Consider the following 23,249-nt stretch of genomic DNA (forward strand, 5'->3'; position numbering starts at 1 on the left):
AACCGTTCATGCCGGCTGTCAGCCTCCCGGGCTTGTGGCCCGGTCCGGCTGCCGTCCGGAAAATCAGTGCCTGAAATGCCGCGTGCCGGTGAACACCATGGCCAGACCGTGTTCGTTCGCCGCCGCGATCACCTCTTCGTCGCGCATGCTGCCGCCCGGCTGGATGATGGCCTTCGCACCGGCTTCGGCCAGCACGTCCACGCCGTCGCGGAAAGGGAAGAAGGCGTCCGACGCCACCACCGAACCGGCGATCGTCAGGCCGGCGTTCTCCGCCTTGATGCGGGCGATGCGTGTCGAATCAACGCGGCTCATCTGTCCGGCGCCGACACCGACTGTCGCCCCGTCGCGGCAATACACGATCGCATTGGACTTCACGTACATCGCCACCCGCCAGGCGAAGCTGAGATCGGCCATTTCCGCGTCGGTCGGCGCACGCTGCGTGACCACTTTCAGCCGGCCTTCCAGCGATTCCGGTTCGTCGGCGGTCTGGATCAGCAGACCGGAACCGACGCGCTTCGCGTCATGCGAATTGCGACCGCGCGCCCAGGCACTCGCGCCCTTCGGATCGACGCCATCGAGCGCAATCTCCAGCACGCGCACATTGGCCTTGGCCGCCAGCACCGCCAGCGCGGCCGCGTCGAATGCGGGCGCCATCAGCACTTCGACAAACTGGCTGCTGACCGCTTCGGCGGTCGCCGCATCAACCGGACGGTTGAACGCGATGATGCCGCCGAAGGCCGAAGTGGGGTCGGTGGCGAGCGCCTTGCGGTAGGCTTCGAGCGTCGTGGCGCCGAGTGCCACGCCACAGGGGTTGGCATGCTTGACGATGACGCAGGCGCCGGTTTCGAAGCTCTTGACGCATTCCCATGCGGCGTCGCTGTCGGCGATGTTGTTGTACGACAGCTCCTTGCCCTGCAGCTGCTTCGCACTGACCAGCGAACCCGGCGCCGGGTACAGGTCGCGGTAGAAGGCGGCGCGTTGGTGCGGGTTCTCGCCATAGCGCAGGTCCTGCACCTTGACGAAGCGGCCGTTGGACTGCGCAGGAAACTCGGCGCGCGTGCCATCCGGGTTGAGGGAAGACAGGTAGTCGCTGATCGCCGCGTCGTAATTCGAAATGCGGTTGAACGCCGCCACCGACAGGGCGAACAGCGTGGCCTCGGACAGCGTGCCCGAGCTGCGCAGCTCTTCGAGCACGCAGGGATACTGTCCGGCATCGGTCAGAACGCCGACGCCGCGCCAGTTCTTGGCCGCCGAGCGCACCATGGCAGGGCCGCCGATGTCGATGTTCTCGATGGCGTCTTCCAGCGTGCAGCCGGGCTTGGCAACCGTTGCTTCGAACGGATAGAGATTCACCACCAGCAGGTCGATGACCGGAATGTCATGTTCGGCCAGCGCCTGCATGTGCGCATCGACCTCACGCCGCGCCAGCAGGCCGCCGTGGATGCGCGGATGCAGCGTCTTGACGCGGCCGTCGAGCATTTCCGGAAAGCCGGTGTGTTCGGCCACCTCGGTCACCTTCAGTCCGGCTTTCGCCAGCAGCGCGGCCGTGCCGCCGGTGGACAGCAACTCGACGCCGAGCCCGGAGAGGGCGGTGGCGAATTCAACGATGCCGGTCTTGTCGGACACGCTGATCAATGCACGCTGTATCTTCATGCGCTTTTCCGGGAGGGGGTTGGGGGATGGGCGGGAAGGGGCGGAGTGGAACAGGCCGGATCCGGCTAGATCATGCCGTGATCGTTGAGCTTGCACCGCAGGGTGTTGCGGTTCATGCCCAGCATGTCGGCGGCGCGTGTCTGGTTGCCTTCGGCTTCGCGCATCACCACTTCAAGCATCGGTCGCTCCATCTGTCTGAGCACCATGTCGTAAATGCCGCTTGCGGCTTCGCCATCCAGATCCTGGAAATAGCGTTCCAGCGAATGGCGGATGCACTCGGCAATATCACTCCGTCCGCTCATGGCGGCATCTCCCTGATGGTCCGGCCTGCTCCGTCGCCCTGTTAAGCGATCAGGCGGCCAGTTCCTGCGCGTGTTCGTCCAGTGCACCCGGCTCGTAGGCCAGACGATGGTTGTCGGCCGCCATGCGGCCGAAGAATTCGTCGATTGCCGCCAGTTGCCGGTCGGTGCCTTCGAGCTGGTTCATCGCGTGGCGGAAGGCGGCTGAACCGATCAGCCCCTTGGTGTACCAGGAGATGTGCTTGCGCGCGATGCGCACGCCGGACTCGATGCCGTAGAAACCGTACAGGTCTTCAATGTGTTCGCGGCACACGCGATGGATTTCCGAAACTTCGGGCGGCGCCAGCAGCTCGCCGGTGGCCAGGAAGTGTTCGATCTCGCGGAAGATCCATGGCCGGCCCTGCGCAGCGCGCCCGACCATGACGCCGTCGGCGCCGCTGATGGCGAGCACATCGCGCGCCTTCTGCGGCGTCGTGATGTCGCCATTGGCGATCACCGGAATGTTCACCGCGGCCTTGACCGCGCGGATGGTGTCGTATTCGGCCTGTCCGGTGTATTGGTCGGCGCGCGTGCGACCGTGGATGGCCAGCGCGCGGATGCCGCACTGTTCGGCCACGCGCGCCAGCATCGGGGCGTTCCTGTTGTCGCGGTTCCAGCCGGTGCGCATCTTCAGCGTGACCGGGGTGTCCGGCACCGCCCGCACGACCGCTTCGAGAATGCGTTCGACCAGCGGCTCGTCCTGCATCAGCGCCGAACCGGCCATCACGTTGCAGATCTTCTTGGCCGGACAGCCCATGTTGATGTCGATGATCTGTGCGCCGCGATCGACGTTGTGACGCGCCGCGTCACCCATCATCTTCGGATCGGCACCGGCGATCTGCACCGAAATCGGCGCCACTTCGCCGTCGTGGTTGGCACGCCGCTGCGTCTTCGCGCTGCCGTACAGCAGCGAATTCGACGTCACCATTTCGGATACGGCCAGCCCTGCGCCCAGCTTCTTGCAAAGTTGGCGGAAAGGGCGGTCGGTCACGCCGGCCATGGGCGCGACGAACAGGTTGTTTCGCAGGTTGAAGCCGACGAAGTGCATGGGGTGCGGGGGCATTGCAGACGAACAGGGGCGCGATTCTAACCCGATGCGCGGCTGCGGCGAAGCGTGTCCGTCACGCAAATGCGGTCGAATTTTCGGTCGGCCGTGACTACCAGCCGCGTGCGCCGAACATCATGCGCCGGCCGATGAACTGACGGGCCGCCGGGCAGGCGTCCAGCAGCGCGAGCGCGGCGCCTCTCGCATGGCCCGCGAGCGCGCCCAGCCCGGGTTGCGAGCTGCCGAAGCCGAAGATGCGCACCAGTCCGTCGGTGAACCGGCCGGTGGCCATACGGTCGGTACGGCGCAGCCGGGCGTATGCCTGCAACGCCATGGCCGGGTCGCCCGCATGCCGCGCCAGTGCGGGCAGCAGGCAGGCGGACAGCTGGGCGACATCACGCAACCCGAGATTGAGGCCCTGGCCGGCCACCGGGTGCAGCGTCTGCGCCGCATTGCCCAGCCAGACCTGGCGTCCGCTGACGATGTCGCGGCGCATGCGCAGGGACAGGGGCCATGCGCTGCGCGGGCCGATGGCTGAAAACTCGACGCGCCCGCCCAGTGCATCGCTCACGCGCGCGCCGAATGCCACGTCGGATTCTGCGATCAGCGTTTGCGCATCGCCGCTGGCGCAGGTGTATACGAGGGCATAGTCACGGCCACACGGCAGAAGTGCCACCGGGCCCTGCGACGTGAAGCGCTCGTAGGCCACGTTGTCGTGTGGCCGGGTCGGCGTGACCAGTGCAATCACCGCGTGCTGGTCGTAGTCGCGCTGTTGCGACAGCAGTTCGTCATCGGCGATCCGCCCCTCGCACCAGAGCAGTGCGCGCGCCGTCAGCTCGCCCCCCGCCGTGCGGACCTGAACCGTTTCGTTGCCCTCGTGCGCACCCAGCACGGCGCTGTCATGCTGCACCGTCAGGCCAAGCTGAGCCGCGCGTTCGCGCAGCGCGCGCACCAGCGTGCCGGCGCGCGCCACATGGCCGAGCGCCTCCAGACGGAAGTCTTCGGCGCGCAGTTCGGTGCGGCCCAGGTGGCCGCGCTGAGAAATATGGATGCGCCGGATCGGCGTCGTGTCGGCGACCGGCCAGACCTGCAGGCCGCGCAGGATGTCGCGCGAACCGGCGGACAGCGCGATCACGCGCGTGTCGTCGAGGGCGCGCGCGGCCGGGCCGGCGTCCAGCACGGTCACGTCCAGGCCGGCGGCACGCAGCGCGCAGCCTGCGGCCAGCCCGACCGGGCCGGCACCGACGATGACCGCATCGCGCACAGGCGCTGTCGCTGCGTCGGTCATCCGCGCGCCTCGCGCATGACGGCTTCGACCTCGGCGATCGTCTTCGGCGTGGCCGAGGTGTAGATGTCGCAGCCGTCGGCGGTCACGACCACGTCATCCTCGATGCGGATGCCGATATTCCAGAACGCTTCCGGCACGTCGTCGGCCGGACGCACGTAGCAGCCGGGTTCCACGGTGAGCACCATGCCGGCTTCGAGCGTGCGCCATTCCTGCTCGCCGGCGCTGCCCGGCCGAGGGCGGTACTCGCCGGCGTCGTGCACGTCCATGCCCAGCCAGTGGCCGGTGCGGTGCATGTAGAAGCGCTTGTAGGTGCCCTGTTCGATCACGCTGTCGGCGCTGCCTGCGAGCATTTTCAGGTCGACGAAGCCCTGGGCGAGCACGCGCACCGCAGCGTCGTGATAGTCGATGAAACGTGCGCCCGGGCGCACCGAGGCAAACGCGGCGTCCTGTGCCGCCAGAACCAGCTGGTAAAGGTCGCGCTGGGCCGCGCTGTAACGACCGTTTACCGGCCAGGCGCGGGTGACGTCGGACGCATAGCCGCCGAGTTCGCAGCCGGCGTCGATCAGCAGCAGGTCGCCGTCGCGCAGGGGGGCGTTGTTCAACACATAGTGCAGCACGCAGGCGTTGGCGCCGCCGGCCACGATCGAGCCATAGGCCGGCGATTCCGAGCCGGAGCGACGGAATTCGTACAGCAGTTCGGCTTCGATCTCGTACTCGAAGGCGCCCGGCCGCGTGGCCTGCATGGCGCGCCGGTGCGCGCGGGCGGAAATTTCGGCGGCACGGCGCATGATGTCCAGTTCGTGCGTGTCCTTGATCAACCGCATGTCGTCCAGCGGCTGGCGGATGTCCAGCAGTTCCGAAGGGGCGAACTTGCCGGCGCGGCTTTGCGCTCGCACCGCATTCAGCGCCGCCATCATGCGGTTGTCCCACGCGGCATCTTCGCCGATGACGTAGTGCAGGCGCGGCTGGTTGGCGATCAGCTCGGCCAGTTTCGCATCCAGTTCGGCGTAGCAATGTGCCTCGTCGAAGCCGAACTGTTCGCGTGCGGCATCGGGTCCGTGGCGCCAGCCGTCCCAGATTTCCCGTTCTTCGTTCTTTTCGCGGCAGAACAGGATGGAGCGGGGGGCATCGCCCGCGATCAGCACCAGCACCGCCTCCGGTTCGCTGAATCCGGTCAGGTAATAGAAGTAGCTGTCGTGGCGGTAGCCGTAGTGGGTGTCGCGGTTGCGCAGGTGCTCGGGCGCCGTGGCGATCACGGCCACGCCGCTGCCCATGCGTTCGATCAGGCGGGCGCGGCGTTCGGAATAGGGGTGCATGACGGGTTCCGGCATTCGATCAGGACGGGAGTTTAATGCCAACAGACCCGCCGCTCCTGAATGCGTTCCGGTGCCTCGTGCGCCGTCCCGACCTGAAATGTCCTGTTTCATGTCGCGCCGGATTTGCTTAAGTCTCCATTAATGTTCGCCGGCAAACATGCCTTCCATCCCAATGGAGGCATGCGATGAACCAGGCCGCAACACTGAGTACCCTTGCAGGAAAGTCCGCCGCGCATTCCGCCGGTGTCCGTGCGTGCGTGCTGGGTCGCGGCATGGCGCCCGCGCTGTCCGACCCGGCGCTCGAAGTCGTCGGCCGCCTGCACCCGGAACGCGCCGCGCTCGAACGCTTCATCGCCGGCTGTTTTTTCCGCGGCTACGGTGCGGTGATCACGCACTTTGCCGACACGCTGCTGGGCGTGCGCAACAGCGATGGCCAATGGGCGGCCGGACTGGGCTACAGCCTGCCGGGCGCGCGTCCGGTATTCATCGAACAGTATCTCGATGTGCCGCTCGAAAGCGCGCTGGGCAGCGTTCTGGGCGAGCGGGTCGCCCGCGCCGCGGTGGCCGAAGTGGGCAATATGGCGTCAACCTCCGCCGGACTGGGGCGCCTGCTGATTGCACTCGCCACGCAGCACTTCTACGCGCAGGGCCTGGATTACGTGGTATTCACGGCGACCCGCGCGCTCGCCAATTCATTCGTGCGCCTGGGCATTCCGATCTTTCCGGTCGCGGTGGCCGATCCGGCACGGCTGCACGACGGTGTCGGCAACTGGGGCAATTACTACCGCAACAGCCCGACCGTCATGGTCGGCCGCATCGCCAGCGGTCTGCACACCGTGGTCGAGGACGCCGCGTGAGCCGTCACGCTGTGCTGATCGATGCGAAGGGCGCGCTTGATGATGCGACCGTCAATGGTCGTGTCGAGGCGCTCGGCGCGCGGCTCGACACGTGCCCGGGGCAGGTCGTCGCCCTGTTGGCCGACAACGGCATCGACTGGCTGGTGGCCGACCGGACGATCCGCCGGGCCAACCGGATCGCCCTGCCGCTGCCGACCTTCTTCACCGATGCGCAGTGCCGGCACGCGCTCGATGCCGCCGGTGCGCCGGTGCTGCTGACGGACGATCCGTCACGCGCCGCGCGGCTCGGCTTCAGCGCTGGCGCAAAGTCGTCGCACGGTCTGTCGATGTGGATACGACGCAATGAATCGACCGTGGTCGTCCCGCCGATGACGAGCAAGATCACCTTCACGTCGGGTACGACCGGTCAGCCCAAGGGGGTCTGCCTGACGGCGGCGCAACTGTCGGCGGTCACCGGTTCGCTGGTGCAGGTTGCGCGCGAACTGGGTATCCGGCGCCACCTGTGCATGCTGCCGCTGGCCGTGCTGCTCGAAAACGTGGCCGGCGCCGATGTGGCCCTCGCGCTCGATGGCGAATGCGTGGTGCCGCCGCTGGCCGACGTCGGGCTGCACGGTTCGAGCAGTTTCGACGTGCGGGCGGCACTGGCCGCGCTGCATCGCTGGCAGCCGGACAGCGTCATCCTGCTGCCGCAGATGCTGACCGCGCTGGTGGCCGCCGCCGAGGCCGGCGCGACGGTTCCGCGCGGCCTGAAGCTGGTCGCAGTCGGTGGCGCCCGCGTATCGCCCGACCTGATCACCCGTGCGCGGGCGCTCGGTCTCCCGGCCTGCGAGGGGTATGGCCTGTCCGAAGCGGGTTCGGTCGTGGCGCTGAACCGGCCGGACGATGCACCCGGCGCGGTCGGCCGCGTACTGCCCCACTTGAGGGCAGAGATCGCGCCCGATGGCGAAATCCTGCTGCATGGCAGCCGGCTGGCAGGCTATCTGGGCGCTGCCGCGCCGGCCGGCGGACCGCTGCACACGGGCGACATCGGCCACGTCGATGTGCGCGGCTGTCTGCACGTCACCGGCCGCATCAAGCATCAGATCATTACCGGCTTCGGTCGCAACGTGGCGCCCGAATGGCCGGAGGCGGAACTGCTGGCCGCAGCTGCCGTGGCGCAGGCGGTCGTGTTCGGCGAAGGTCGGCCCGGGCTGGCGGCCGTCATCGCGCCGCGCGGCGAGGTGACCGACGAAGCGCTCGCCGCCGTGGTCCGCGCGGCCAACGACCGCCTGCCCGATTACGCCCGGATCACCCACTGGCTGCGTGCCGACGCGCCTTTTTCTGCGCTCAACGGGCAGGCGACCGACAACGGCCGCGTGCGCAGGGATCCCATATTCCGGGCCTACGGCGAACGGCTCGCCGCGCTGTACTCAGCAGCTCACGAAGCACACCTTCCCTTCACTGAGGAGACCTTTCCCGATGTCGTTTCATGAACGTCTGCAGCGCGAAACCGCTGCCGAACGCGCCCACCTGCTGAGCGCTCCCATCCTGCAGGACGCTGTGTCGGGTCGCGTGACACTGACGCAGTACCGAGCCTTCCTCGGTCAGGCCTTCCATCACGTCCGGCACACCGTGCCGCTGCTGATGGCCTGCGGCGCGCGCCTGCCGGCACGGCACGAAGCCCTGCGGCACGCCATTGCCGAGTACATCGACGAGGAGATCGGCCACGAGGAATGGATACTCGACGACATCGCGGCCTGCGGCGGCCAGCGCGAAGCCGCCCGCAACGCCGAGCCCGGGGTCGAGGCCGAACTGATGGTGGCCTACGCACACGACTGGATCGCGCGCAAGAACCCGGTCGGATTCTTCGGCATGGTGCATGTGCTCGAAGGCACCAGCGTGTCGATTGCAACCACTGCGGCCGAGCGCATCGCACACAGCCTGCATCTGCCGCCGGCCGCCTTCACCTACCTCAATTCGCACGGCTCGCTGGACCAGGAGCACGTGCGCTTCTTCGCCACCCTGATGGACAGCCTGGACGACGAGGACGACCGGCTGGCTGTCATCCATGTTGCACGTGTGATGTACCGGCTGTACGGCGACCTGTTTCGCTCGTTGACTCGCTCGCTGACGCTGCAGCATGAGGCGGTCGCGGCATGAAGGCAGATCTTCGCGTCGTGCTGACCGGCGCGACGGGCGGCATCGGCGCGGCGATCGCCAAGGCGCTTGCCCCGCGCTGCGCGGCGCTGCTGCTGGTCGGTCGTGACGTAGTGAAGCTCGCGGCACTGCAGGCCGAGCTGACGTTCGCATTTCCCGCACTGGACGCGCGCATCGTCCGCGCGGACCTGACTGCTGCATCCGGCCGGAGCGCCGTGCTGGCGGCCGCCGAAGCACTGCCGGGCGGCGCTGACCTGCTGATCAACAACGCCGGCGTCGGCCAGCTCGCATGGTTCGAGGACCAGTCACCGGAACAGATCGAACACATCCTGCACACCAACGCGCTGGCGCCGATGCTGCTGGTACGCGCGCTGCTGCCGCTGCTGCACCGGCAGAAGACGGCGCGCGTGGTGAACATCGGCTCGATACTGGGCGACATCGGTCATCCGGGCAGCGTCGCCTACTGCGCGAGCAAGTTCGCGCTGCGCGGCTTCAGCGAAGCATTGCGACGCGAGCTCGCGGGCAGCCGCATCGAACTGCAGTACCTCGCTCCGCGCGCCACACAGACCGCCCTGAACAGCCCGGCCCAGGTCGCGCTGAACCGCGAACTGGGCGTCGCAAGCGATACGCCTGAAACGGTCGCGCAGGCGCTGCTGGCGCTGCTCGACAACCGGCGTCCGGAGGGCCATCTCGGCTGGCCGGAGCGCCTTTTCGTCCGCATCAACCGTATGCTGCCGTCGCTGGTCGATTCCAGCCTCGCAAAACAGCTGCCGGTCATTCGTCGTCACGCACAAACAGTCAGCAAGCAAGAGGAATAAACACATGAAGATGTCGATCAAATCCTTTCTGTCCGTCACCGCCCTGTTCCTGATCACGCCGGCATGGGCGGGTCTGGACGAGTCGATCACCCGACTGCAGTCGGAGTGGGAACAGATCAAGTACAAGCAGCCGGCCGACAAGCAGGAAAAGGCCTACGAAGCGCTGACCAAGGACGCCGCCGCCGTGCGCGCGGAGCACCCGGACCGCGCCGAAGCGGACATCTGGTACGCCATCGCACTGGCCAGTCAGGCCGGTGCGCAGGGCGGGCTCGGCGCACTGTCGCTGGCCAAGGAAGCGCGCACCGTGCTGGAACAGGCGCTGGCGCGCAATCCGGAAGCCTTGAACGGCTCGGCCTACGTCACGTTGTCGTCTTTGTACTGCCAGGTTCCCGGCTGGCCGATCGGCTTCGGCGACAAGGACAAGGCGCGCGAGCTGCTGAACAAGGCGCTCGCGCTCAACCCGAACGGCATCGACCCGCACTATTTCATGGGTGACTGCCTATACCGGGCCGGCGAGTACGAAAAGGCACAGGCGTCGCTGGAAACGGCGCTCAAGGCGCCGGCACGCCCGAACCGCCCGCTGGCCGATGAAGGTCGTCGCAAGGAGATCGAAGCCCTGATGATCAAGGTGAAGCAAAAGCTGAAATAGGTCACCGGCCATCGTCTGACCGGCCGCAACGCGTTTTGGAGCGACAATGACGCACTTCCGATATGGCGCGATCCGACCGATGAGGATTCTGCTGGTTGAAGACGACGAACTGCTCGGCAGTGGCATCTGCGATGCGCTCGAACGCACGCGCTACACCGTCGAGTGGGTGCGCGATGGCGCGCAGGCGCTCGAGGCGCTGCGCGGCTCAGGCGTCGATCTGGCCGTGCTCGATCTCGGCCTGCCGCGGATGGACGGCATGGAAGTGCTGCGCCGTGCGCGCGAGGCCGGCGTCACGACGCCGGTGCTGGTGCTGAGCGCGCGCGACACCACGCTGCAGCGGATCGGCGGCCTCGACGCCGGTGCCGATGACTATCTCACCAAACCGTTCGATCTCGACGAACTGATGGCACGCATCCGCGTGCTGGAACGGCGCACCCGCGGTGCCGTCGTCAACGTGATCCGTCACGGCAATATCGAAGTCGACACTTCGGCAATGACGGTCAGCGTCGAGGGCAGCAATGTGGACCTGCAGCGGCGCGAATACATGGTGCTGCGCAAGCTGCTTGAAAACATCGGCCACGTGCTGAGCCGGCAGCAACTGGTGGACAACATCTACGGCTGGGACAGCGAACTCGAAAGCAATGCACTCGATGTGCACATCCACAATCTGCGGCGCAAGCTGCACCCCGGCCTGATCCGCACGGTGCGCGGTGTCGGCTACGTGATCGATCCGCTGCCGGCGGCCGTCCGGTCAGACCGCTGACGTGGCGCCGCCGGGACGCGTGTCGATACGCCTGCTGCTGCTGGCGGGCAGCGCGGTCATCCTGCTCGGCGTGCTGGGCAGCACCGTGTGGCTGGCCGTCGTCGCCGGGCGCGACGAGGCGGACGAGCTGTTCGACGCCCGCCTCGCCACGTCCGCCCGCGTGCTCGACAGCCTGATGGCGCGCCAGATCGAGCATGCCACGCTCAATGCGCCGCTGGTCATGGATCTGCCGGCGCCGATCCGTGCCGGGGCGCGGGCGCACGAAAAGGCGCTCAAAGCCGGGGCGAACATGTCTTTTTCATGGCAGCTGCAGGACTGGCTGTTCGGGCATCACGATGTCGAGTCCTCGCTCGGCCACGAATACGAAACCCATATCGCCTACCAGATATGGAGCGAACGGGAGGGGGGCGCCGCGGCGCTGCTCGCGCGCTCCTCGTCCGCACCGGCCTCACCCTTCGCACCGTTGCGCAAGGGCTTCAGCGACCACACGCTGGAGGACGGCGTGTGGCGCGTGTTCGTGCTGCACTCCGGCGACGTATGGATACAGGTTGCCGAGCGCGCCGACGCGCGCGAAGAACTGTCGGCCAAGCTGGGCTGGGCCACCGGTGCGCCGCTGCTGATCGGCCTGCTGATCGTGCTGCTGCTGACCGGCCTGCTGATCGTGCTGCTGCTGACCGGCCTGCTGATCGGCTACGGTCTTGCGCCGCTGTCCGAGCTGGCCGAACGCATTTCCGCCCGTCGGCCGCAGGACGACGAGCCGCTGTCGCTGACCCGGGTGCCGAGCGAGATCGAGCCGGTACTGAGCGCGCTGAACGGCCTGTTCGGCCGCGTGCGCAGCACGCTGGAACGCGAACGTCGCTTCATCGATTCCGCCGCACACGAGCTGCGGACACCATTGGCCGCGCTGAAGATTCATGCCCAGAACGCGCGCCGCGCGGAAGACGCCGCACAGCGCGACGCTTCGCTCGATCACCTGCTGGCCGGCGTGTCGCGTTCGGTGCATCTGGCCGAACAGATGCTGGCACACAGTCGCGCCGGACGACAGACGGACTGTGTGCCGGTATCACTGCGCGACGTGACCCGCGATGCGGTGGCGCAGCGCCGGCCGGGCTGCGACGCCAGCGGACATCCGCTGGAACTCGATCTGTGCGACGCACCGTGCATGCTTCTGGCGGACGCCACCGGCGTCTCGAGCATGGTCGGAAACCTGATCGACAACGCGCAGCGCTATGCCCCGTCAGGCAGCGCGATCGAAGTTGCGCTGGCCGCTCGCGACGGGCAGGCCGTGCTGTCGGTCAGCGACGCCGGTCCGGGCATTCCGGCGGAGCTGCGCGAACGGGTGTTCGAGCCCTATTACCGCATACCCGGTTCGGCCGGCAGCGGCAGTGGCCTCGGGTTGGCCATCGTGCGCGAAGTGGTCGAACGTCTCGGCGGGCAGATTGCGCTGCTCGATGGCGAAGGCGGCCACGGCATGCGCGTGGAACTGACGATACCCCTGCTCAGTGAGCGCTGATCGAGCGCGCCAGCGTATCGACCTCGGCCAGCCGCTGCGGCGTGCCGACATCGAACCAGTGCCCGGTGTGCAGTGCGCCGGTCACCCGTCGCTCGCGCATCGCTGCACGCAGCAGCGGTGCAAGCTTCGCCGGCGCATCCGGGTCGAGCGCGGCGAACAGTGAAGGGTGATAGGCGGCGACACCGGAAAACGTCAGCTTCGGTCCGCCGGTCTCGCCCACGTATCCGTCGATCAGCGCGAAGTCCCCGTCGGGGTGATGCGGCGGATTCGGCACCAGCAGCAGATGGGCCAGCGTGCCGTCCGCCTGCAGCGTGCCGGCTGCGCGTTGCAGGGCCACGACATCGACATCGCACCAGATGTCGCCATTGATCACGATGAAGGCCTGTGCCCCGAGCAACGGCCGCGCATGCGCGATGCCGCCGGCGGTTTCCAGCGCGCCCGGCGGCTCGACCGACCAGCGGATGGATGCGCCGTAGGCCGCGCCGTCGCCCAGCGCTGCGACCAGCCTGTCGCCGAGGTGGGCGTGGTTGATCACCAGATCGGTCACGCCGGTCGCCACCAGCCGCTCGATGTGCCACACGATCAGCGGCTTGCCACCGACTTCCAGCAGTGGCTTGGGCAGATGGTCGGTCAGCGGCCGCATGCGTTCGCCGCGTCCGGCGGCCAGGATCATGGCCTTCATCGCAGGCGCCTCAGAAGGTGTAGCCGGCCTGCGGCGTGATGCCTTCAAGCCGCTGCAGCAGACGGGCGAGCGGCGCCAGATCGCGGTAGCGCTGGCTGGTCTGCAGCAGGTACTTCATGACCCGTGGCAGGTCCTTCAGGTAGCCGTCCTTGCCATCGCGGTGATACAGGCGGGCGAAGATGCCCAGCACCTTCAGGTGGCGCTGCACGCCCATGAATTCGTAATCGCGGTGGAAGTCGGCGAAGTCGGCACGCACCGGCAGGCCGGCGTTGCGCGCGCCCTGCCAGTAGCGGATCAGCCAGTCGAGCACCTGATCCTCTTCCCAGTCGATGTAGGCGTCCTTGAACAGGCTGACCAGGTCGTAGCTGATCGGGCCGAACACCGCGTCCTGGAAGTCGATCACGCCCGGGTTGGGCCGGGTGACCATCAGGTTGCGGCTGTGATAGTCGCGGTGCACAAAAACCTGCGGTTCGGCCAGATTGACCGCGAGCACGCGATCGAACACCTCGTACAGCGCGTTCGCTTCTTTCTCGTCGAGCTCGGCCTTCAGGTGGCGGCCGACGTACCAGACCGGGAACAGCTCCATCTCGGCCAGCAGCCGGTCGTGGTCGTAGGTCGGCAGCACGCCCGGCCGGCTGGCTTTCTGGATGTCGATCAGGGCGCTGGTCGCGTCGTGATACAGCGCGGCAGCATTGTCGGCATCAAGCACGTCGAGATAGGTGGTGTTGCCGAGGTCGGACAGCAGCAGGAAGCCGCGTTCGACATCCCGCGCACGCACCGCCGGCACGTGGGCGCCGGCCGCCTCGAACAAGGCCTGCACCGCGAGAAACGGGCGGCAGTCTTCCTGCGGCGGCGGGGCGTCCATCGCGACGTGGCTGGTGCCGTCGTCCAGCGTCACGCGGAAGTAGCGGCGGAAGCTGGCGTCGGCCGAAGCCGGGCGGATGTCGAGCGGGCGACCGGGAAACTGCTGTTGCAGCCAGCCGGTCAGGATGTCGAGGCGAAGGTCTTGTGTCATGGGGCGGGTGTCCGGACGGGCGGGTGGCGGCAAATTGTTGCCAATGCGGACCGGGAAGCGGGTGGCGTTTGATAAGATGCGCGATTCTATAACGCGGCTGCAGGCAGTCCGGCAGATGCACGCCGTGACGCTGTCGCCGTCATCCAACCGCGATCTGCCCGCTTCCAGTTTCCTCATTCGTGCTCAGGCGTTCCGTCACTTTCTATCTGGTCTGGATGTCCTGCGCCGTGCAGGCGGCCGACGCGCTGCCGCAGTTGAAGGTCGATCCTTCGCTGGTGCCGCAGTCGCGTCGTCCGGCGGCGACCGTGAAAGGCACGACGCCGCCGAAGCCGGGCAGCACGACAACCGCTACGCCGACTGCGCCCGCCCAGCCCGCCACGGTCGAAACCGTGCCGGTACCGGCACCGGGCGCGGTTGTTGCGACGCCGGTGGCGCCCGCAGAGACGGCGCCGGCTGTCGCAAGCCCGGGTAGCCCCGTCGTCCCGCCTGCCGCTGCACCGGCGGCTGCACCGGTCGCCGGTGCAGCCACCAAAGCCCCGACGCCTGCCGCCTGGGCGGCCGAACGCGCCGTGACTGCCGCGCCCGCTGCACCGGCTGATGGCGCCACCGCGCCGGGCCTGCGCAATCTGCCGGCGCTCAAGGTTGACCGTGCACTGTTGCGGCAACCGTCTTCGATCGCGCGCCGCGCCGCGCCGGGCGTGCAGTCGCTCGGCGTGCAGTCGCCGGACGACGTTCCGGTGCGCGGCAATGTGAGCACGGCGCGCAATATGCCGCCGCTGAAGGTCGATCGCGCGCTGATGGGCGCGCCACCCGTCGCGCGCCGCGTCAAGCCTGCGCCGGTGGAAGGCATTGCCGCCGCAGGCGCAGTCCCCGCTGCTGCAGCGGCGGTCGCCGAGGCGGGCACGCCGGGCGCCGCCTCGCTGCCTAGCCTGGTGCCGGAAGACGACGCGTCGCAGATGATGTACGGCACGATGACGCTGTCGGAATTCGTTGCGCGCAATCCGGATTCGCGCGTCACGCTGCTGTCGGCCGAATCGGTCAGCGGCACCACCGACGAAGTCATGCGCGCCGAAGGCAATGCCGAATTGCGTCGCCCCGGCACCACGCTGACCGCGGACCGCATCAACTACGAACCACCGACCGAAGAACTGCAGGCCGACGGCAACGTGCGGCTGGTGCGCGGCGAAGACCGTATCGAGGGGCCGTCGCTGCGCTACCGGCTCGACCGCAGCGAAGGGGTGTTCGAAAAGCCGCAGTACTCGCTGCGCCGCAATCTGCAGACCGGCGAAAACCTCAGAACGACCACCGGTACCGGCCAGGCCGACCGGATGGAGTTTCTGGGCGAGAACCGGGTGCGCATGACGAACGCCACCTACTCGACCTGCGGGCCTGACAACCCCGACTGGTATGCCAAGGCGGAAACGCTGGATCTGAATTTCGAATCCGATGATGGCGAAGGCCGCAACGGCACGATTTACTTCAAGGATGTGCCGGTGCTGTACTCGCCCTGGCTCGATTTTTCGCTCAACAACCGTCGCAAGTCCGGTTTCCTGTCGCCGACCTTCGGCACGACCAACCGGACCGGTTTCGACTTCCTGCTGCCGTACTACTGGAACATCGCGCCGAACATGGACGCGACGATTGCGCCGCGTGTGCTCGGTACGCGCGGCCTGATGATGAGCAACGAGTTCCGCTACCTGAATCACAACTACAGCGGGATCGCGCGGCTCGACTACCTGTTCAGTGACCGCATCCTGGATCGCGATCGCCATGCACTGAGCCTGCAGCACACGCACCGGCTCACCAACCGGCTGAGTGCTCGCCTCAACTACAACGAGGTGTCGGACCGCAATTACTACACCGACCTCGGTACGCGACTTGCGATCACTTCGATCAGCTACCTGCCGCAAGACGCCTCCCTGACCTACTCCGGCGACTGGTGGAGCGCCACTGCGCGGGTGACCGAGTACCAGTCGCTGGCCAATCTGGCGCCGCTCTATTCGCAGATGCCTTCAGTCACGCTGAACGCCTTCCGAGCGGATCTGCCTTTCGGTTCCGTGTTCCAGGTGAAGAGCAGCTACACCGACTTCCGCATCAGTGACACGACGCGCGACGAAGGACGCCGCATCGTCCTCTACCCGCAGTTGTCGTTGCCGATGCAGACATCCTACCTGTCGGTCACGCCGAAGATCGGCGTGCATTACAGCAATTACGATGTCACGCGCGGGAGCAACAATGCCGGGCTGGACACCTCGCTGTCGCGCGCCATCCCGATCTTCAGTCTCGACGCTGGCACGGTGTTCGAGCGCGATTCCGACCTGTTCGGGCAGGGTTACGTGCAGACGCTGGAGCCGCGTCTGTATTACGTACTGTCCTCGTACAAGAATCAGTCCGACTTCCCGGTGTTCGACACCGCAGTGGCCGACTTCAACTTCGCGCAGATCTTCTCCGAGAACGTGTTCGTCGGACAGGACCGGATCGCCGACAGCAACCAGGTCACTGCTGCGACCACGTCACGCTTCATCGATCCGGAGAACGGACGCGAGCGCGCCCGCGTAGCGCTGGGGCAGCGCTTCTACCTGAGCGATCAGCTGGTCACACTGCCGGGCGGCACGCCGCGCACCGAGCGCATTGCGAGCACGCTGGCCGCGGTGTCGGGCGAATTGCTGAAAGACACCTATCTGGACGCCGCGGTGCAGTACAACACCGACCTTTCGCAGACCGAGCGCTACAGCGTGTCGGCCCGCTACAACCCGCGTCCGGCGCATGTGTTCAACGCCGCGTACCGCTTCCGCCGCTCCAACAACCCGGCGATCAATGATGTGCGCGACGTCGACTTTTCGGTGCAGTGGCCGCTGACCAACCGCTGGTATGCGGTGGCGCGACACAACTACTCGATCGCCGATCGCAGGCTGGTCGAAGGTCTGGGCGGCCTCGAATACAACGGCGGTTGCTGGGTCGGCCGCATCGTGTTCCAGCGTATTGCCCTTGGTGCCCGGCTGCCCGGTCAGACGACGACCGAGCTGCGCACCCGCACCGCACTTTTCTTCCAGCTCGAACTCAATGATTTTTCACAGATCGGCTCGAACCCGCTGGATGCGCTCAAGCGCAGCATTCCGGGCTATGGCCAGATCAACCAGAGCACCGCCGATCCTATCTTCGGCGGGGATTACTGACGGACCCCCGAACATGCTGAATAAAATACTCACCGTCCTGCTGTTGTCGCTCGGTGTTGCCTTCGCGGGCAACGCGCAGGCGCAACCCGCCGAGCGTCCGGACATCGTCGAACTGGATCGCATCGTCGCCGTGGTGAACGACGAAGTGATCACGCTGCACGAACTGCGTGCGCGCATTTCCGAAACCTTTGCCCAGATGCGCAGCCGCAATGTCACGCCGCCGCCGGCCGAAGAATTCGAGCGCCAGCAGCTCGAACGCATGATTCTCGAAAAGGTGCAGCTGCAGCACGCGGCCGAGACACAGTTGCGCGTCGACGACCGGCTGCTCGATGCCAGCCTTTCGCGCATCGCCGAAAGCAACCGCATGGACGTGACGCAGTTGCGTACCGCCATCGAGCAGGACGGCATGGCGTGGTCGCGCTTCCGTGAAGACATACGCAAGCAGATCATCATGAGCCGCCTGCGCGACCGCGAAGTCGAAAGCCGCGTCGTCGTGACCGAAGGCGAAATCGCCAACTTCATCGCCAATCCTGAGCGCAAGCCGGATCAGAACGAGGAGTACAACGTGTCGCACATCCTGCTGCGGGTGCCGGAAGGCGCAAGCCCCGAGCAGCTGATCCGGCTCAAGGCGCGTGCCGATGCCGCGCTCGAACAGGTCCGCAAGGGCGAAGATTTTTCGCGCATTGCGGCGTCCTATTCCGACGCGCAGGACGCGGTCAGTGGCGGCAGCCTCGGCTGGCGGCCGCTCGATCGCCTGCCGGCGCTGTTCGCCGATGCCGTGCCCAAGCTCAAACCAGGTGAGGTGAGCGACGTGATGCGCAGCCCGGCCGGTTTCCATATTCTGAAGCTGGTCGAAAAGCGCGGCGGCAGCGGCAGCGGCGACGAGTCGCGCGTCACGCAGACCCACGCGCGCCACATACTGATCAAGACCTCGGAAGTGCTCAACGACGCCGAGGCGCGCCGCCGGCTGACCGGGCTGAAGGAGCGGCTGGACAACGGCGGCGATTTCGCCGAACTGGCACGCACCAATTCGCAGGATCTGTCGTCGTCCAAGGGCGGTGATCTGGGCTGGCTGTATCCGGGTGACACGGTGCCGGAATTCCAGCGCGTGATGGACAACCTCAAGGTGGGCGAAGTCAGCGAGCCGGTGCAGTCGCCGTTCGGCTGGCATCTGATCCAGGTGGTCGAGCGGCGCGTCGACGAAGTGTCGCTCGAGCGCCAGCGTGCGGCTGCCCGCATGACGCTGCGCGATCGCAAGGCCGAAGAGGTCTATCAGGACTGGGTGCGCCAGTTGCGCGACAACGCCTACGTCGAAATCCGGCTGGCCGAGGAACGGTGACCGCGGCGCGCCCCTGCATCGCCCTCACCAGCGGCGAGCCGGCGGGCATCGGGCCGGAACTGTGCGCGGCACTGCACGCGCGCGCAGCACACGCCCGTCTCGTGGTGCTGGGTGACGCGGCGCTGCTCGCCGCGCGCGCGCCACAGGGCGCCGCCGCGATGCAGCCCTACGCGCGCTCCGGCGATGCACCGGCCGGCGCGATCGAAGTGCTGCACATTCCTTTGCGCGTACCGGCGGTGGCGGGGCGGCTCGACACCGCCAACGCACCCTATGTACTCGAACTGCTCGACCGCGCCCGCGACGGCTGCCTGAGCGGCGAATTCGAGGCCATGGTCACGGCACCGGTGCACAAGGGCGTCATCAACGATGCCGGCATCCCGTTTTCCGGTCACACCGAATACCTGGCCGACACCACCGCGACGCCGCGCGTCGTCATGATGCTGGCCGGGCGCACCGCAGAAGGCGACACCGCGCCCTGGCTGCGCGTGGCGCTGGCCACGACCCATCTGGCGCTGGCCGACGTGCCGGCCGCGATCACCCGCGAATCGCTCACCACCACACTGCGCATCCTGCACGACGCGCTGCGCCGCCAGTTCGGCATCGCGCAGCCGCGCATCCTGGTGGCGGGGCTGAACCCGCACGCGGGCGAGGGCGGTCATCTCGGGCGGGAAGAGATCGACGTCATCACGCCGGTGCTGGATGCGCTGCGCGCAGAAGGCCTGCAGCTCGACGGCCCGCTGCCGGCCGACACGCTGTTCGTGCCGCGCCTGCTGGCCGGTGCCGACGCCGTGCTCGCGATGTATCACGACCAGGGCCTGCCGGTGCTCAAGTACGCCACCTTCGGCCGCGGCATCAACATCACACTCGGCCTGCCCATCGTGCGCACCTCGGTCGATCACGGCACCGCGCTCGACCTCGCCGGCACCGGCCGTGCCGATGCCGGCAGCCTGATCGAGGCGGTCGATGCCGCCATCGCGATGGCGCGCCGCTGATCATGGAAGAACACCGCGCCCGCAAGCGCTTCGGCCAGAATTTCCTGGTCGACGGCAACATCATCCGCAACATCGTCGCGGCCATCGATCCGAAGCCGGCCCAGGCCATGGTCGAGATCGGCCCCGGCCTGGGCGCCATGACGCGCCCGCTGGCGGCACAGCTCGACCGCCTGCACGTGATCGAAATCGATCGCGATCTGGCGGCGCGGCTGCGCGAGGGAGATCTGGCGGACCGGCTGGTGATCCACGAACAGGACGCGCTGAAGTTCGACTTCGGCGCCCTGAGTGTCGAGCTCGGGTCGGCGCTGCGCGTGGTCGGCAACCTGCCGTACAACATTTCCAGCCCGCTGCTGTTTCACCTCGCCGATCACGCCACCTGCGTGATCGACCTCACCTTCATGCTGCAGAAGGAGGTGGTCGACCGCATCGTCGCCGCGCCCGACACCGAAGCGTTCGGCCGCCTGTCGGTCATGCTGCAGTACCGCTTCGAGTGCGAACACGTGTTCGACGTGCCGCCCGGCGCGTTCCGGCCCATGCCCAAGGTGATGTCGGCCATCGTGCACCTGCGGCCGCGCCCGGTCGAACAGCTGACCGCACGCGACCCGCAACTGATGTCCGACATCGTCAAGGCCGCCTTCGGCCAGCGCCGCAAGACGCTGCGCAACACGCTGCGCGAGTGGCTGACCCAGGACGACTGGGACGCACTGGCCATCGACGCCTCACGGCGCGGCGAAACCCTCGGTGTCGCCGACTACGTGCGCATCGCGAATCACATCTCGAATCACACCGCGCAGCCCGTCACCGGCCACTCGGCCGGCGCCTGAACCCTTCAGGCCGACTTCTTCACGCCGCAGGTGTTGATGCCGAGCAGCGGGTAGACCGGGCAGAAATTGAACAGCCCCGTGAGCACCGGCACGATGCCGATATAGCCCCACACCCCGACGGTGCCGGTTGCGGCCAGCGCGATCAGCGCCAGGCCGATGACGATGCGTGCAATCTTGTCGATGCCGCCGACGTTGGATTTCATGATGAATCTCCCTGTGGGTTGAAAAGGTGACTTCATGTTGCGCCGCGGGCGGGGTGCGGTCTGTGACTGCGGTTACATGACTGGCGGGCACCCGCAGCGCGACGCCGCAGTCACAAAAGCCGGCTGCAACCCGTCTTTGACTCCGGAAAATCCTGATGTAATATGACAAAAGGATTTTACGGAGAGTTGCCCCATGCACGCCTTTTGTCGTCTCTGCGCGGTCGTGTTGTCGGTCTGCCCGCCGTTCGGACTCGCCGCATCGCCGGAGCCGTCTGACCGACTGATCGACGAACGGCGTGCATCGGAGCGCGATTCACGCTGGCAGCGCGCGACCACGCCATTGCCGGCGCAGCCGCAGCCGGCCTTGCACAGCCGTCCAGCCGACATCGACGAAGCCGGCGTGACGACCCGCTTCCGTGATATCCGCGTGGACGCGGCTGGGCTGCTTGACGACGCATCGGTCACCGCCCTCGTGGCACCGTTTCTGGCCGTGCCACTTGGCCGTCAGCGCATCGAACTGCTGTTGCGCCAACTTGATGCGCAACTGGTCGAGGCGGGCTGGATCACCAGTCGCGCGCGTCTGCTGGCGCTTGACGCGCAGACCGGCGAACTGGCCATCGAGCTCGTGCCTGGGCGGATCGAATCGCTGCGCGCACCGGGCATTGATGCAGCGGCCATGGCGCGAGCCTTCCCGTTCGCCGTCGGCGAGGCCTTGTCGCTGTCGGCACTCGAACAGGGTGTGCAGCAGATCAACCGTCTGCGCATGTATCAGGCGCAGGTCCGCGTGCTGCCGGGCAATGCGGCCGGCACGAGCCTGCTCGATATCGTGCTGAACGAAGGCCGCGCGTGGTCGATGGCCTTCGGCCTCGACAATCAGGGCTCATCGACCACCGGCGGTGAGCGCCTGCGCGTCACGGCGCGTGCAGGCAATCTGTTGGGCTGGCTGGACGACCTGCAGTTCGCGCTGCTGCACAGCACCGGCAGTGACGCCCTGCTCGCATCGCTGTCCATCCCCGGTGGTTACAACCTGTGGTCGGTGACCGTTTCAGGCTCCCGCGCGTCGTTCGACATTGCGGGGCTGGAGGTCACCAGTCGGTCGGCGAGCGCAGTGCTGGGCTGGAGTCGTGTGCTGTCGTCGTCAGCCGGCGGGCGCAGTGTCGTCGACGTGTCGCTGATCCGCTCAAGGCTGGCGCGCGACATCGAATCGGCCGCGCTGCAGACCGAGCACAGCACCGTCGGTCGTGCCGCCTGGATGCACATCCTGCGCGGCGAGCGCTGGCAGGTGTTCATCGAACCTTCGCTGTCGGCGGGGCTGTCGCTGCTGGGTGCGACGCGCGACCGTCCTGACCTGTCGCGCGGCGATACACACCGCCAGTTCATGAAGTGGGCGATCGCCGCGGGCGCCGTCGTCCGCAATGCGTCGGATGATCTCGAGTATGCGGTGCAGCTGACCGCCCAGCGCGCGGGCGAAAGCCTGATCGGCGCCGAACAGCTCCACCTTGGCGGCTTTGCCAGTGTCAGAGGTTTCCGCGAGGTGTCGGTGTCGGGTGATACCGGCCACGTGCTGCGCACCGAACTGAGGCTGCCGCAGGCATTCAGGCCTGCCGGGCATCCGGTCGTGCCCTTCCTGCATGTCGATCATGGCGCCGCGCGCCTGTCGGAAGGCCCGCGCAACACACTGGCCAGCGCAGGTGTCGGTGCCCGTGGCGCAGGCCAGGGCGTGCTGTGGGAAGGCGTCGTCAGCGTACCCATCGCGCGCGACGCCGATCCGCCGTCGCACGGTTGGCGTGCGCATCTGTCGGTGTCGTTCGAGATATGAACGCCCTGCTGCGACTCTGCCTGGCGGCGCTGCTGATCAGCCCGACCGCTCAGGCTGCCTCGACCGCCAGAGCGGTTGCGCAGGTCAACGGAGTCGACATCCCGCGCGCCGCCTTCGACGCCGAGATGAGCCGCCTGCAGTCAGCCGGCGCGACGTTCGATACAGCCGTCGCGACGGCTGTTCGCCAGCGGCTGATCGCACGCGAACTGTTGTGGCAGAAGGTGCGTGAAAGTGAAGCGTGTAATGCGCCTGCGGTGTGCGATGACACGTCGCGCGACGCGCTGATCGAGGCCTATGTGAATCGGCGCGTGCCGGTGGTCGAGGTCACCGAGCACGCGGTCCGTGCGCGCTACGACGACATCCTGTCCCGCCTCGGGCAGCGCGAATTCCGCTTCAGCCTGATCGGCATGGATGACGCCGACGCGCTCCATGCGCTGGCGAACCGTATCGCAGCGGGCGCCGATTTCGCGCGCGAAGCGCGCACGCATTCGCACCTCGCATCGGCGGCGAATGGTGGCGAACTGGGTTGGCACAGCTTTTCCGAACCAGTGATCGATGGCCGCACGAACGGCGTGCCCGCCACCATCGCGCAGGCGCTGGCCGGCATGCAGCCCGGGCAGGTCAGTCCGCCGCTGAAGGCGCCCGATGGCTGGGTCGTCGTCCGGCTCGATGCCGCACGCCCGACGCTGACGCCGGACTATGCCGCCGTGCGCGAAACGCTGCGCAGCCTGCTGGCCGCGCAGGCGCGCGAGGCCAAACTGCGCGAACTGATCGTCGACCTGTTGCGGCATGCCCGCATCACGGTCGGCGACTGAGGCATGCA

21 protein-coding genes are annotated in these 23,249 nt (G+C 67.3%); 13 read left to right on the plus strand and 8 right to left on the minus strand.

Translation table 11 applies throughout. From position 1 onward, the window contains the following. Positions 1-63 precede the first annotated feature (63 nt). The 5 genes from purH to BSY238_RS13735 form a co-directional block, all read right to left on the minus strand. Positions 64-1,653, minus strand: coding sequence for a bifunctional phosphoribosylaminoimidazolecarboxamide formyltransferase/IMP cyclohydrolase (gene purH, locus BSY238_RS13715; protein ID WP_069039634.1), 1,590 nt, complete (start codon positions 1,651-1,653; stop codon positions 64-66). Positions 1,654-1,718: 65 nt separating this feature from the next. Further along, complete coding sequence (locus BSY238_RS13720) at positions 1,719-1,955, minus strand: helix-turn-helix domain-containing protein (RefSeq protein WP_069039635.1); 237 nt, start codon at positions 1,953-1,955, stop codon at positions 1,719-1,721. 49 nt (positions 1,956-2,004) lie between these two features. Then, positions 2,005-3,039 (minus strand): tRNA dihydrouridine synthase DusB, encoded by a 1,035-nt coding sequence (dusB, locus tag BSY238_RS13725; RefSeq protein ID WP_069039636.1) that lies wholly within the window; start codon positions 3,037-3,039, stop codon positions 2,005-2,007. 109 nt (positions 3,040-3,148) lie between these two features. Then, complete coding sequence (locus tag BSY238_RS13730) at positions 3,149-4,324, minus strand: FAD-dependent monooxygenase (RefSeq protein ID WP_069039637.1); 1,176 nt, start codon at positions 4,322-4,324, stop codon at positions 3,149-3,151. After that, positions 4,321-5,640: an aminopeptidase P N-terminal domain-containing protein gene (locus BSY238_RS13735; protein WP_069040692.1), complete on the minus strand. Its 1,320-nt coding sequence runs from the start codon at positions 5,638-5,640 to the stop codon at positions 4,321-4,323. The genes BSY238_RS13730 and BSY238_RS13735 overlap by 4 nt, the downstream gene beginning before the upstream one ends. Positions 5,641-5,825: 185 nt before the next feature. On the opposite strand from BSY238_RS13735, the gene BSY238_RS13740 reads away from it, so the two are divergent. The 7 genes from BSY238_RS13740 to BSY238_RS13770 all read left to right on the plus strand — a co-directional run bounded on the left by BSY238_RS13740 (position 5,826) and on the right by BSY238_RS13770 (position 12,376). Next, a complete protein-coding gene (locus BSY238_RS13740) occupies positions 5,826-6,497 on the plus strand; it encodes a thermostable hemolysin (protein ID WP_069039638.1) in 672 nt (223 codons plus the stop codon). Continuing rightward, positions 6,494-7,969, plus strand: a complete 1,476-nt coding sequence (locus tag BSY238_RS13745; RefSeq protein WP_069039639.1) for an AMP-binding protein — start codon at positions 6,494-6,496, stop codon at positions 7,967-7,969. The genes BSY238_RS13740 and BSY238_RS13745 overlap by 4 nt, the downstream gene beginning before the upstream one ends. Then, the gene (locus BSY238_RS13750) at positions 7,956-8,636 is read left to right on the plus strand and encodes a TenA family transcriptional regulator (protein WP_069039640.1); all 681 of its coding nucleotides are present in this window, start codon (positions 7,956-7,958) and stop codon (positions 8,634-8,636) included. The genes BSY238_RS13745 and BSY238_RS13750 overlap by 14 nt, the downstream gene beginning before the upstream one ends. After that, a complete protein-coding gene (locus BSY238_RS13755; RefSeq protein WP_069039641.1) occupies positions 8,633-9,451 on the plus strand; it encodes an SDR family oxidoreductase in 819 nt (272 codons plus the stop codon). The genes BSY238_RS13750 and BSY238_RS13755 overlap by 4 nt, the downstream gene beginning before the upstream one ends. A 4-nt stretch (positions 9,452-9,455) precedes the next feature. Beyond that, a complete protein-coding gene (locus BSY238_RS13760; RefSeq protein WP_069039642.1) occupies positions 9,456-10,100 on the plus strand; it encodes a tetratricopeptide repeat protein in 645 nt (214 codons plus the stop codon). Between the two features lie 79 nt (positions 10,101-10,179). Continuing rightward, on the plus strand, positions 10,180-10,863 hold the full coding sequence (locus tag BSY238_RS13765; protein WP_069039643.1) for a response regulator: 684 nt from the start codon (positions 10,180-10,182) through the stop codon (positions 10,861-10,863). Positions 10,864-10,882: 19 nt separating this feature from the next. Then, entirely contained in the window at positions 10,883-12,376 is a 1,494-nt protein-coding gene (locus BSY238_RS13770) for an ATP-binding protein (protein WP_223300141.1), read from the plus strand. Here BSY238_RS13770 and murU read toward each other — a convergent pair. Together murU and BSY238_RS13780 are read right to left on the minus strand one after the other, a co-directional pair. Continuing rightward, positions 12,363-13,058: an N-acetylmuramate alpha-1-phosphate uridylyltransferase MurU gene (gene murU, locus BSY238_RS13775; protein ID WP_223300142.1), complete on the minus strand. Its 696-nt coding sequence runs from the start codon at positions 13,056-13,058 to the stop codon at positions 12,363-12,365. The genes BSY238_RS13770 and murU overlap by 14 nt on opposite strands. Before the next feature lie 10 nt (positions 13,059-13,068). Continuing rightward, complete coding sequence (locus tag BSY238_RS13780; protein WP_069039644.1) at positions 13,069-14,073, minus strand: aminoglycoside phosphotransferase family protein; 1,005 nt, start codon at positions 14,071-14,073, stop codon at positions 13,069-13,071. Between the two features lie 179 nt (positions 14,074-14,252). On the opposite strand from BSY238_RS13780, the gene BSY238_RS13785 reads away from it, so the two are divergent. The 4 genes from BSY238_RS13785 to rsmA are packed head-to-tail and all read left to right on the plus strand — an operon-like array spanning position 14,253 to position 20,404. Then, the gene (locus BSY238_RS13785; protein WP_223300143.1) at positions 14,253-17,249 is read left to right on the plus strand and encodes an LPS-assembly protein LptD; all 2,997 of its coding nucleotides are present in this window, start codon (positions 14,253-14,255) and stop codon (positions 17,247-17,249) included. 13 nt (positions 17,250-17,262) lie between these two features. Next, positions 17,263-18,588 carry a peptidylprolyl isomerase gene (locus tag BSY238_RS13790; protein ID WP_069039646.1) on the plus strand — a complete coding sequence of 442 codons (1,326 nt, stop codon included), beginning with the start codon at positions 17,263-17,265 and terminating at the stop codon, positions 18,586-18,588. Further along, complete coding sequence (gene pdxA / locus BSY238_RS13795; RefSeq protein WP_069039647.1) at positions 18,585-19,580, plus strand: 4-hydroxythreonine-4-phosphate dehydrogenase PdxA; 996 nt, start codon at positions 18,585-18,587, stop codon at positions 19,578-19,580. The genes BSY238_RS13790 and pdxA overlap by 4 nt, the downstream gene beginning before the upstream one ends. Before the next feature lie 2 nt (positions 19,581-19,582). Next, the gene (gene rsmA / locus BSY238_RS13800) at positions 19,583-20,404 is read left to right on the plus strand and encodes a 16S rRNA (adenine(1518)-N(6)/adenine(1519)-N(6))-dimethyltransferase RsmA (protein ID WP_069039648.1); all 822 of its coding nucleotides are present in this window, start codon (positions 19,583-19,585) and stop codon (positions 20,402-20,404) included. A 5-nt stretch (positions 20,405-20,409) separates the two neighbouring features. Here rsmA and BSY238_RS13805 read toward each other — a convergent pair whose 3' ends face one another. Next, the gene (locus BSY238_RS13805; protein ID WP_069039649.1) at positions 20,410-20,607 is read right to left on the minus strand and encodes a YgaP family membrane protein; all 198 of its coding nucleotides are present in this window, start codon (positions 20,605-20,607) and stop codon (positions 20,410-20,412) included. A 193-nt stretch (positions 20,608-20,800) separates the two neighbouring features. Between BSY238_RS13805 and BSY238_RS13810 the strand changes: the two genes are divergently transcribed. Both BSY238_RS13810 and BSY238_RS13815 read left to right on the plus strand, forming a co-directional pair. Beyond that, positions 20,801-22,426: a ShlB/FhaC/HecB family hemolysin secretion/activation protein gene (locus BSY238_RS13810; RefSeq protein ID WP_069039650.1), complete on the plus strand. Its 1,626-nt coding sequence runs from the start codon at positions 20,801-20,803 to the stop codon at positions 22,424-22,426. Beyond that, complete coding sequence (locus BSY238_RS13815; RefSeq protein ID WP_069039651.1) at positions 22,423-23,241, plus strand: peptidylprolyl isomerase; 819 nt, start codon at positions 22,423-22,425, stop codon at positions 23,239-23,241. Before BSY238_RS13810 ends, BSY238_RS13815 begins: the two co-directional genes overlap by 4 nt. Positions 23,242-23,249: the final 8 nt, after the last annotated feature.

It is taken from the genome of Methyloversatilis sp. RAC08 (assembly GCF_001713355.1).
In the GTDB taxonomy this organism is placed as follows: domain Bacteria; phylum Pseudomonadota; class Gammaproteobacteria; order Burkholderiales; family Rhodocyclaceae; genus Methyloversatilis.

Excerpts from the sequence above, each read along its gene's own strand:
- BSY238_RS13790 (WP_069039646.1), top strand. The coding sequence starts at position 17,263 with ATGCTGAATAAAATACTCACCGTCCTGCTGTTGTCGCTCGGTGTTGCC.
- BSY238_RS13730 (WP_069039637.1), bottom strand. The coding sequence starts at position 4,324 with ATGACCGACGCAGCGACAGCGCCTGTGCGCGATGCGGTCATCGTCGGT.
- BSY238_RS13750 (WP_069039640.1), top strand. The coding sequence starts at position 7,956 with ATGTCGTTTCATGAACGTCTGCAGCGCGAAACCGCTGCCGAACGCGCC.
- BSY238_RS13720 (WP_069039635.1), bottom strand. The coding sequence starts at position 1,955 with ATGAGCGGACGGAGTGATATTGCCGAGTGCATCCGCCATTCGCTGGAA.
- rsmA (WP_069039648.1), top strand. The coding sequence starts at position 19,583 with ATGGAAGAACACCGCGCCCGCAAGCGCTTCGGCCAGAATTTCCTGGTC.
- BSY238_RS13805 (WP_069039649.1), bottom strand. The coding sequence starts at position 20,607 with ATGAAATCCAACGTCGGCGGCATCGACAAGATTGCACGCATCGTCATC.
- BSY238_RS13810 (WP_069039650.1), top strand. The coding sequence starts at position 20,801 with ATGCACGCCTTTTGTCGTCTCTGCGCGGTCGTGTTGTCGGTCTGCCCG.
- murU (WP_223300142.1), bottom strand. The coding sequence starts at position 13,058 with ATGAAGGCCATGATCCTGGCCGCCGGACGCGGCGAACGCATGCGGCCG.
- BSY238_RS13815 (WP_069039651.1), top strand. The coding sequence starts at position 22,423 with ATGAACGCCCTGCTGCGACTCTGCCTGGCGGCGCTGCTGATCAGCCCG.
- BSY238_RS13740 (WP_069039638.1), top strand. The coding sequence starts at position 5,826 with ATGAACCAGGCCGCAACACTGAGTACCCTTGCAGGAAAGTCCGCCGCG.
- dusB (WP_069039636.1), bottom strand. The coding sequence starts at position 3,039 with ATGCACTTCGTCGGCTTCAACCTGCGAAACAACCTGTTCGTCGCGCCC.
- BSY238_RS13780 (WP_069039644.1), bottom strand. The coding sequence starts at position 14,073 with ATGACACAAGACCTTCGCCTCGACATCCTGACCGGCTGGCTGCAACAG.
- BSY238_RS13735 (WP_069040692.1), bottom strand. The coding sequence starts at position 5,640 with ATGCACCCCTATTCCGAACGCCGCGCCCGCCTGATCGAACGCATGGGC.
- BSY238_RS13765 (WP_069039643.1), top strand. The coding sequence starts at position 10,180 with ATGAGGATTCTGCTGGTTGAAGACGACGAACTGCTCGGCAGTGGCATC.
- purH (WP_069039634.1), bottom strand. The coding sequence starts at position 1,653 with ATGAAGATACAGCGTGCATTGATCAGCGTGTCCGACAAGACCGGCATC.
- BSY238_RS13760 (WP_069039642.1), top strand. The coding sequence starts at position 9,456 with ATGAAGATGTCGATCAAATCCTTTCTGTCCGTCACCGCCCTGTTCCTG.
- BSY238_RS13755 (WP_069039641.1), top strand. The coding sequence starts at position 8,633 with ATGAAGGCAGATCTTCGCGTCGTGCTGACCGGCGCGACGGGCGGCATC.